The organism is Streptomyces sp. NRRL F-5135, from assembly GCF_000719775.1.
In the GTDB taxonomy this organism is placed as follows: domain Bacteria; phylum Actinomycetota; class Actinomycetes; order Streptomycetales; family Streptomycetaceae; genus Streptomyces; species Streptomyces hebeiensis.
Genome location: NZ_JOHR01000080.1, coordinates 1 through 367 on the forward strand (window position 1 = coordinate 1; position 367 = coordinate 367).

1 protein-coding gene is annotated in these 367 nt (G+C 72.2%); it reads left to right on the forward strand.

The annotated features are described in order from the left end of the window. Positions 1-367 (forward strand): hypothetical protein (locus IG02_RS37460; RefSeq protein ID WP_037805256.1); only part of this gene is annotated, 367 nt, incomplete at both ends.

Consider the following 367-nt stretch of genomic DNA (forward strand, 5'->3'; position numbering starts at 1 on the left):
ATGACCGACCCGACCCCCGCCGACCGTCTTCGCGCCCTCACCCTCCTCGAAGCCGCCGACTTCCTGCGCGACGCCCACTTCCGTGACGGCCTCAGCGTGCAGGAGATCGGTACCGCGCTGCGTCACACGGCCGATGAGGCGGACCCGATGGTGGGCAGCCTGGCCCGTGACGGCTTCGGCCTTGATGAGATCGCCGCGATGCTCGGCGCTGCGTCTGCTGTTGTGCCGTCTGCGGACCGGGCCGCGCTCCGTGAGCCGCTGCGCCGGGCCCTCGCCGAGGCGGACGGCTTCAGGTATGAGGGCTTGGAGCCGCACGACTATCAGCGGCACGTGGGCGCGGTGTTGGCCGTGCTGCCCGCGCCCGTCG